Origin of the sequence: Pseudomonas delhiensis (assembly GCF_900187975.1) — a bacterium.
Lineage (GTDB): Bacteria > Pseudomonadota > Gammaproteobacteria > Pseudomonadales > Pseudomonadaceae > Pseudomonas > Pseudomonas delhiensis.
This window is the reverse complement of record NZ_FZPC01000010.1, coordinates 189,951-198,047: the sequence shown is the minus strand read 5'-3', so window position 1 is coordinate 198,047 and position 8,097 is coordinate 189,951. Positions and strand designations below refer to the sequence as shown.

Here is an 8,097-nt window from a genome sequence, read left to right as displayed (position 1 = left end):
ATCTCGCCTTCGGCCAGGCCCGACTGCTTGAGGCCCTTCATCAGGTCTTCGGTGCTGATGGCCTTGTTGCCCTCGATCTCGATGCTGGAGATGGACGGGCGCTCGACCACGTCGATGACCAGCACGTTGCCATCGCGGCCGAGGTGGATATCCTGGAAGAAGCCGGTCTTGAACAGCGAGCGGGTCGCCTCGACCAGGCGGCGGTCGTCGATCTGGTCGCCGACGTTCAGCGGCAGGGCGGCGAACACGCTACCCGCGGATACGCGCTGCAGGCCGTTGACGCGGATGTCGGAAACTGTGAAGGACTCTGCGTGAACCTGGGCGATCATCAACGCGGAAAGAGCCGCGGGTAACAGAAAGCGTTTCATGGAGTCCTTTTTTTTCCAACTGACAAATAAAGAATCTGCCGCGTGAGGCGGCAGATCCGAAACCCAATGGCAGCTACAGTCGACTCAGATCGTTGACCAGGGCCAGCAACATGACCCCAACGACCAGGCTGATGCCGATCTGCATCCCCCAAGCCTGGACCCGCTCCGACAATGGGCGGCCACGCACCCACTCGACCAGGTAGAACAACAGATGCCCGCCATCGAGGACGGGAATCGGCAACAGGTTGAGAACCCCCAAACTTATGCTCAGATAGGCGAGGAAATGCAGAAAATCCCCTACGCCGGACTGGGCCGAAGCGCCCGCCACTTTAGCAATGGTTATCGGCCCGCTCAAGTTTTTTACCGAGAGCTGGCCCAGCACCATTTTCTTTAGAGAATCCAGGGTTAGCAGACTCATCGACCAGGTCCGGGAGAGCGCTTCGCCCACCGCGGCGCCCGGGCCGAAGCGCACTTCGCGGAGCATTTCCGCCGGCCACTGGCCGCCGGCGACACCAGCCCCCAGGTAACCGGCACGGGCCTTGCCCTCGCCCTTGGCCGCCAATTTCAGCGTCAGCTCGCGCTCCTGGCCGTCGCGCAGCAGGGCGATGCTCACGGACTGCTCCGGACGGGCGCGCACCTTGTCGACCACCTGCTGCCAGTCGTCCACCGCCTGGCCGTCCACCCGCAGCAGACGGTCGCCGATGGCCAGGCCCGCGGCCTTGCCCGGGCCCTGCGGGTCCAGCTCGGCGATCACCGGCGGCATCGCCGGGCGCCACGGCTGGATGCCCAGGCCGCCGATGGGGTCGGGGTTGTCGGCGCTCTTCAGCCAGGCCTTGATCGGCAACTGGTGCAGGCTCTGGGCCGAGGAACCCGGCTCGCGCACGCTGACGGCCAGCTCGCCGGTCTCGCCCAGGCGCCGCACCAGGCGTAGGTTGACCGCCGCCCAGCCGTCCACCGGCTCGCCGTCCACCGCCAGCACTTCCTGGCCGGCGGCCAGGCCGCCCAGCGCCGCCGGGCTGTCGGGCACGATGGCGCCGATGACCGGGCGCACCTGCTGGGTGCCCAGCATGGCGAGGATCCAGAAGAACAGGATGGCCAGCAGGAAGTTGGCCACCGGGCCCGCCGCGACTATGGCGATGCGCTGGAACACCGTCTTGCGGTTGAAGGCCTGGTCGAGCTGGTCGGGGGGCACTTCGCCCTCGCGCTCGTCGAGCATCTTCACGTAGCCGCCCAGCGGGATGGCGGCCACCACGAACTCGGTGCCGTGGCGGTCGTGCCAGCGCACCAGGGGCGTGCCGAAGCCCACCGAGAAGCGCAGCACCCTGACCCCACAGCGGCGCGCCACCCAGAAGTGGCCGAACTCGTGGAATGTCACCAGGACGCCGAGGGCGATGATCAACCCGACGACCATGTAAAGTGCGCTCATCTCTACCTCCAAGGCTCAGGGCCTAGCGAGCACGCCCACGCAACCAGGCCTGCGCGGCCTCGCGCGCGCGGCGGTCGGCCTCCAGCACCACGTCGAGGCTTTCGACCGGCGTGGCCGCCTCGCGGTTCAGCACCTCGTCGATGATAACCGCGATCTCGGTGAAACGGATGCGCCGTTCGAGGAATGCGGCCACCGCCACCTCGTTGGCGGCATTGAGCATCGCCGGCGCGCTGCCGCCCGCCTCGGCCGCCTGGCGCGCCAGGCGCAGGCAGGGGAAGCGCTGCTCGTCGGGCGCCTGGAAGTCCAGGCGGGCGATGCTGAACAAATCCAGCGGGGATACCCCGGAATCGATGCGCTCGGGCCAGGCCAGGGCGTGGGCGATGGGTGTGCGCATGTCGGGGTTGCCCAGTTGGGCGAGCACCGAGCCGTCCACGTAGTCGACCAGGGAATGGATCACGCTCTGCGGGTGGATCACCACCTCGACCTTCGACGGCGAGGCATCGAACAGCCAGCAGGCCTCGATCAGCTCCAGCCCCTTGTTCATCATGCTGGCCGAGTCGACGGAGATCTTCCGCCCCATGGACCAGTTGGGATGGGCGCAGGCCTGCTCCGGGGAGACCTCCGCCAGTCGCTCCAGCGGCGTCTCGCGGAACGGGCCGCCGGAGGCGGTCAGCAGGATGCGCCGCACGCCGACCGGCTCCAGGCCGCGAGCGTAGTCGCCGGGCATGCACTGGAAGATGGCATTGTGCTCGCTGTCGATCGGCAGCAGCACCGCGCCGTGGGCCTGCACTTCGTGCATGAACAGGGCGCCGGACATCACCAGCGCCTCCTTGTTGGCCAGCAGCACGCGCTTGCCGGCCTGCACCGCCGCCAAGGTCGGCTTGAGGCCGGCCGCGCCGACGATGGCGGCCATGACCACGTCCACCTCGGGATGGCCGGCGACCTCGCACAGCCCCGGCTCGCCCGCCAGCACGCGGGTGTCCAGGCCGGCCGCCCGCAGGGCGCCCTGCAAGTGGCGGGCCTGCTCGTCGCGGGCGACCACCGCGAAGCGCGGCCGATGGGCCAGGCACAGGGCTTCCAGCTCGGCGAGGCGGGAATGCCCGGTGATGGCGAAGACGCTGTAACGCTGCGGATGCCGCGCGAGGACGTCCAGGGTGCTCAGGCCGATGGAGCCGGTGGCGCCCAGCACGCAGACCTGCTGCGGCGCGCTCATGGCGTACCCCAACCGGTGGCCCAGAGCAGCGCGGTGAAGACCGGAATGGCCGCGGTGAGGCTGTCGATGCGGTCGAGGACGCCGCCGTGGCCCGGCAGCAGGTTGCTGCTGTCCTTCAGGCCGGATTCGCGCTTGAACATGCTTTCGGTCAGGTCGCCGACCACCGACAGCGCCACCACCACGGCCGCGCACGGCAGCGCCAGCAGCAGCTCGCGCACCGACCAGTCACGGTAGATGGCCACCGCGAAGGTGATCGCCAGGCTCAGCGCCAGGCCGCCGTAGAAGCCTTCCCAGCTCTTGCCGGGGCTGACCCGCGGCGCCAGCTTGCGCTTGCCGAAGGCCTTGCCGGAGAAGTAGGCGCCGATGTCGGCGGCCCAGACCAGGACCATGACCGCGACGATCAGCCAGTTGGCCAGCGGCCACTGCTTGAGCACCACCAGGCCCTGCCAGGCCGGCAGCAGGATCAGCAGGCCGATCAGCAGCCGGCGCCAGCGGCCGCCCCAGCTGGAGGCGCTGTCCGGGTAGGTCAGCACCATCACGGTCGCCAGCAGCCACCAGAGCACCGCCAGCAGCAGCACGGCGCCGGCCAGTTGCGGCAGCCAGTACAGCAGCAGCATGAGCAGCGCGACCACGCCGGCATAGCCGACGCGGGCCGGCTGTTCGTGGTAGCCGGCCAGGCGCGCCCATTCCCAGGCGCCGAGGGTCACCACCAGGCCGATGAACAGCGCGAAGGCGGCGCCATCGAGGAGGAAGAAACCACCCAGCGCGACGGGCAGCAGCACCAGCGCCGTGAGGATCCGTTGTTTCAGCATGACGGGGGGGCCTCGGCCTGCACCTGCTCGCTGGTCTTGCCGAAGCGACGCTGGCGGGTGGCGTAGTCGGCCAGCGCTTCGCGCATCGCCGCGCTCTTGAAGTCCGGCCAGTAGAGATCGGAGAAGTAGAGCTCGGCGTAGGCCAGCTGCCACAGCAGGAAGTTGCTGATGCGGTGCTCGCCGCCGGTGCGGATGCACAGGTCCGGCAGCGGCTGGTCGCCGGTGGTCAGGCACCCCTGGATCAGCTCGGGGCTGATGTCGTCCGGCGCCAGGTGCCCGGCCTGCACTTCGCGGGCCAGGCGCTGGGCGGCCTGGGTGATGTCCCACTGGCCGCCGTAGTTGGCCGCCACCTGCAGCAGCAGCCCCTTGTTGCCGGCCGTGAGGTTCTCCGCCTCGCGCATGGCGGCCTGCAGCTCCGGATGGAAGCGGCTGCGGTCGCCGATGATGCGCAGGCGGATGCCGTTCTCGTCGAGCTTGCGCACCTCGCGGCGCAGGGCCATGAGGAACAGCTCCATGAGCGCGCCGACCTCGTCGACCGGACGCTGCCAGTTCTCGCTGGAGAAGGCGAACAGCGTCAGTATCTCGACGCCCGCCTCGGCACAGGTCTTGACCACCGCGCGAACCGCGTGGACGCCGGCCTTGTGCCCGGCGACGCCGGGCATCAGGCGCTTCTTCGCCCAACGGTTGTTGCCGTCCATGATGATGGCCACGTGACGTGGCACCGCAGCCACCTGCTTGGTCTTGTCCATGAGTGCAACCCGACCGTCAGACGGCCATCAGGTCCGCTTCCTTGGCCTCGAGGGCCTTGTCGATCTCGGCGACGAACCTGTCGGTGAGCTTCTGCACCTCGTCCCCGGCGCGGCGCTCTTCGTCCTCGCTGATTTCCTTTTCCTTCTGCAGGTCCTTGAGCTGGGCGAGGGCGTCGCGGCGGATGTTGCGCACGGAGACGCGGGCCTGCTCGGCCTCGGCGCGGGCCTGCTTGGTGAAGCCCTTGCGGGTTTCCTCGGTGAGGGCCGGCATCGGCACGCGGATGGTGGTGCCGGCGGTGGCCGGGTTCAGGCCCAGGTCGGAGGTCATGATGGCCTTCTCGACCGCCTGGATCATGCTCTTGTCGAACACGTTCAGGGCCAGGGTGCGGGAGTCCTCGACGGTGACGTTGGCGACCTGGCGCAGCGGGGTGTCGGAGCCGTAGTAGGACACCATGACGCTGTCCAGGATGCTCGGGTGCGCACGGCCGGTGCGGATCTTGGCGAAGGCGTGGCCCAGGGCCTCCAGGGTCTTGCCCATGCGCTCCTGCGCTTCTTTCTTGATCTCGTTGATCATGTCAATCCTCCTCGATCAGGGTGCCCTCGGCACCACCAACAACAATATTCAGCAGCGCGCCCGGCTTGTTCATGTTGAACACCCGCAGCGGCATTTTCTGGTCGCGGCACAGGCAGATGGCGGTCAGGTCCATCACGCCCAGCTTGCGGTCGAGCACTTCATCGTAGGTCAGGCGCTCGAACTTCTCGGCGTTCGGGTCCTTGAACGGATCGGCAGTGTACACACCATCGACCTTGGTCGCCTTCAGCACCACGTCAGCATCTATTTCGATGGCGCGCAGGCAGGCGGCGGAATCGGTGGTGAAGAAGGGGTTGCCGGTGCCGGCGGAGAAGATCACCACTTCGCCGCTGGCGAGGTGGCGCATGGCCTTGCGGCGGTCGTAGTGGTCGGTGACGCCGACCATGCTGATGGCCGACATGACGATGGCGGTGATGTTCGAGCGCTCCAGGGCGTCGCGCATGGCCAGGCCGTTCATCACGGTGGCCAGCATGCCCATGTGGTCGCCGGTGACGCGGTCCATGCCGGCCGCCGACAGCGCCGCGCCGCGGAACAGGTTGCCGCCGCCGATGACCAGGCCGACCTGGACGCCGATGCCGACCAGCTGGCCGATCTCCAGGGCCATGCGGTCCAGGACTTTCGGGTCGATACCGAACTCTTCGCTGCCCATCAGGGCTTCGCCGCTCAGTTTTAGAAGAATGCGTTTATAGCGAGGTTGACGTGCGCTCAGCTGCTGAGCCATGACCTTTTTCTCCTGCGGCGATGTGGAATGCGGGGCGCCTGACCGGGCGCCTGTCGGGGAAGCCTGGCCCTACCAGGCTAGCAGCGCCGCGAACCGACGAACGGTGCGAAGCCGCGGAGACCGCCCCGAATGGCCTCCCCACTTTGACGAAGAGGCCGCACGCGCGAGCGGGCAGCCTCTTCCGGGGCGACGGTGGAAACCGTCTTATTGCTTGGATGCAGCTACTTGAGCAGCAACCTCGGCAGCGAAGTCGGCCTCGACCTTCTCGATGCCCTCGCCTACTTCGAAACGAATGAAGGAGACGATTTCAGCGCCGGCTTTCTTGGCCAGGTCGCCGACCTTGACTTCCGGGTCCTTGACGAACGCCTGCTCGACCAGACTGGCTTCGGCGAGGAACTTGGCGATACGGCCCTTGACCATGTTCTCGACGATGTTCTCCGGCTTGCCGGCGATCTTGTCGGCGTTCAGCGCCAGGAAGATTTCCTTTTCCTTGGCCACGGCGTCCTCGGAAACCTGCGACGGGTCCAGGAACTGCGGGTTGCTGGCAGCCACGTGCATGGCGATGTCACGGGCCAGCTCGGCGTTGCCGCCTTTCAGGGTGACCAGTACGCCGATGCGATGACCGTGCAGGTAGGCGCCAACCACGTCGCCTTCGGCGCGGGCCAGACGACGGATGTTGACGTTCTCGCCGCACTTGGCGACCAGGGCCTCACGGGCGGACTCCTGCTCGGCGATCAGCGGAGCGGCGTCGGTCAGCTTCTGCGCGAAAGCCTTGTCCAGGCTGGCGGCGACGAAGTTCTTGAAGTCGTCCTGCAGGGCCAGGAAGTCGGTCTGCGAGTTGACTTCGATGATGGTGGCGGCCTTGGCGTCGTCGGCCACTTTCACCGCGATGGAACCTTCGGCGGCGATGTTGCCGGCCTTCTTGGCAGCCTTGATGGCGCCCGAAGCGCGCATGTCGTCGATGGCCTTCTCGATGTCGCCTTCAGCGGCAACCAGGGCCTTCTTGCACTCCATCATGCCCTGGCCGGTGCGCTCGCGCAGTTCTTTAACCAGTGCTGCAGTGATCTCTGCCATTTGCAAATCCTCTTGAGTTGCTCTCAAAACCAGATCGCCCGGCGGGCCGGGCGGAATTCGGGAGTGGCAAAAAGGGGGCCAGGCCCCCTTTTTGCGCACCGCTGGACGTCTGGACGTCCTGGAATCAGCCTTCGGCGGATTCGGCCGGCGCTTCCTCGACGAACTCGTCGGCGCCGCCCACGGCGTTCTGCTTGCCGCGCAGTACGGCTTCAGCCATCGAGCTCAGGTAGAGTTGCACGGCACGGATGGCGTCATCGTTACCGGGGATGACGTAGTCGACGCCTTCCGGGCTGCTGTTGGTATCGACGATGCCGATGACCGGGATACCCAGCTTGTTGGCTTCGGTGATGGCGATGCGCTCGTGGTCGACGTCGATCACGAACAGGGCGTCCGGCAGGCCGCCCATGTCCTTGATGCCGCCCAGGCTGCGATCCAGTTTTTCCAGATCACGGGTGCGCATCAGGGCTTCTTTCTTGGTCAGCTTGTCGAAGGTGCCGTCCTGCTGCTGGGTTTCCAGCTCGCGCAGGCGCTTGATCGACTGACGGATGGTCTTGTAGTTGGTGAGCATGCCGCCCAGCCAACGGTGGTCGACGTACGGCATGCCGCAACGGGCGGCTTCTTCGCGAACGATCTTGCCGGCGGAACGCTTGGTGCCGACGAACAGGATCTTGTTCTTGCCCGAGGCCAGGCGCTCAACGAAGGTCAGGGCCTCGTTGAACATCGGCAGGGTCTTTTCCAGGTTGATGATGTGGATCTTGTTGCGCGCGCCGAAAATGAACTTGCCCATTTTCGGGTTCCAGTAACGGGTCTGGTGGCCGAAGTGCACACCGGCCTTCAGCATATCGCGCATGTTGACTTGGGACATGATAGTTCCTCGATAAGTCGGGTTGGGCCTCCATGCATCCCAATGACCAACCCTCCGCACGTGGCGAGAAGGCACCCAGGTCATCGTGTCGATGCATGTGTGGGTTAGGCTCCTGCGGGGCATAGCCTGCAAAAGCGGGGCGCTTTATATCACAGAAAGCTGCTGCAGGCTACAGGCGGTAGGCTGCAGGCCAAGCGCAAAGCGCCCCGCTACACCCCCGCTCCTGCCTGTAGCCTGCCGCCTGCAGCCTGCCGCCCTCGAAACTGTTACCATTGCC

At 66.6% G+C, this 8,097-nt stretch carries 8 protein-coding genes and 1 pseudogene; all 9 read right to left on the bottom strand.

Going from position 1 to position 8,097, the window contains the following annotated elements:
• Nucleotides 1-368: pseudogene (locus CHC02_RS11415) on the bottom strand (outer membrane protein assembly factor BamA); the annotation flags it as partial.
• 73 nt (nucleotides 369-441) lie between these two features.
• Nucleotides 442-1,794, bottom strand: coding sequence for an RIP metalloprotease RseP (gene rseP / locus CHC02_RS11410; protein ID WP_089391584.1), 1,353 nt, complete (start codon nucleotides 1,792-1,794; stop codon nucleotides 442-444).
• Nucleotides 1,795-1,816: 22 nt separating this feature from the next.
• On the bottom strand, nucleotides 1,817-3,007 hold the full coding sequence (gene ispC / locus CHC02_RS11405) for a 1-deoxy-D-xylulose-5-phosphate reductoisomerase (RefSeq protein WP_089391583.1): 1,191 nt from the start codon (nucleotides 3,005-3,007) through the stop codon (nucleotides 1,817-1,819).
• Nucleotides 3,004-3,819: a phosphatidate cytidylyltransferase gene (locus tag CHC02_RS11400; RefSeq protein ID WP_089391582.1), complete on the bottom strand. Its 816-nt coding sequence runs from the start codon at nucleotides 3,817-3,819 to the stop codon at nucleotides 3,004-3,006. Before CHC02_RS11400 ends, ispC begins: the two co-directional genes overlap by 4 nt.
• Complete coding sequence (uppS, locus tag CHC02_RS11395; RefSeq protein ID WP_089391581.1) at nucleotides 3,813-4,568, bottom strand: polyprenyl diphosphate synthase; 756 nt, start codon at nucleotides 4,566-4,568, stop codon at nucleotides 3,813-3,815. The genes CHC02_RS11400 and uppS overlap by 7 nt, the downstream gene beginning before the upstream one ends.
• Before the next feature lie 16 nt (nucleotides 4,569-4,584).
• Complete coding sequence (gene frr / locus CHC02_RS11390; protein WP_043271194.1) at nucleotides 4,585-5,142, bottom strand: ribosome recycling factor; 558 nt, start codon at nucleotides 5,140-5,142, stop codon at nucleotides 4,585-4,587.
• Nucleotide 5,143: 1 nt separating this feature from the next.
• On the bottom strand, nucleotides 5,144-5,881 hold the full coding sequence (gene pyrH / locus CHC02_RS11385; RefSeq protein ID WP_009616635.1) for a UMP kinase: 738 nt from the start codon (nucleotides 5,879-5,881) through the stop codon (nucleotides 5,144-5,146).
• 204 nt (nucleotides 5,882-6,085) lie between these two features.
• Complete coding sequence (tsf, locus tag CHC02_RS11380; RefSeq protein WP_089391580.1) at nucleotides 6,086-6,955, bottom strand: translation elongation factor Ts; 870 nt, start codon at nucleotides 6,953-6,955, stop codon at nucleotides 6,086-6,088.
• A gap of 124 nt (nucleotides 6,956-7,079) precedes the next feature.
• Nucleotides 7,080-7,820, bottom strand: coding sequence for a 30S ribosomal protein S2 (rpsB, locus tag CHC02_RS11375; RefSeq protein ID WP_089391579.1), 741 nt, complete (start codon nucleotides 7,818-7,820; stop codon nucleotides 7,080-7,082).
• Nucleotides 7,821-8,097: the final 277 nt, after the last annotated feature.

Coding starts and splice junctions, on each gene's coding strand:
- rseP (WP_089391584.1), bottom strand. CDS start 1,794: ATGAGCGCACTTTACATGGTCGTCGGGTTGATCATCGCCCTCGGCGTC.
- ispC (WP_089391583.1), bottom strand. CDS start 3,007: ATGAGCGCGCCGCAGCAGGTCTGCGTGCTGGGCGCCACCGGCTCCATC.
- CHC02_RS11400 (WP_089391582.1), bottom strand. CDS start 3,819: ATGCTGAAACAACGGATCCTCACGGCGCTGGTGCTGCTGCCCGTCGCG.
- uppS (WP_089391581.1), bottom strand. CDS start 4,568: ATGGACAAGACCAAGCAGGTGGCTGCGGTGCCACGTCACGTGGCCATC.
- frr (WP_043271194.1), bottom strand. CDS start 5,142: ATGATCAACGAGATCAAGAAAGAAGCGCAGGAGCGCATGGGCAAGACC.
- pyrH (WP_009616635.1), bottom strand. CDS start 5,881: ATGGCTCAGCAGCTGAGCGCACGTCAACCTCGCTATAAACGCATTCTT.
- tsf (WP_089391580.1), bottom strand. CDS start 6,955: ATGGCAGAGATCACTGCAGCACTGGTTAAAGAACTGCGCGAGCGCACC.
- rpsB (WP_089391579.1), bottom strand. CDS start 7,820: ATGTCCCAAGTCAACATGCGCGATATGCTGAAGGCCGGTGTGCACTTC.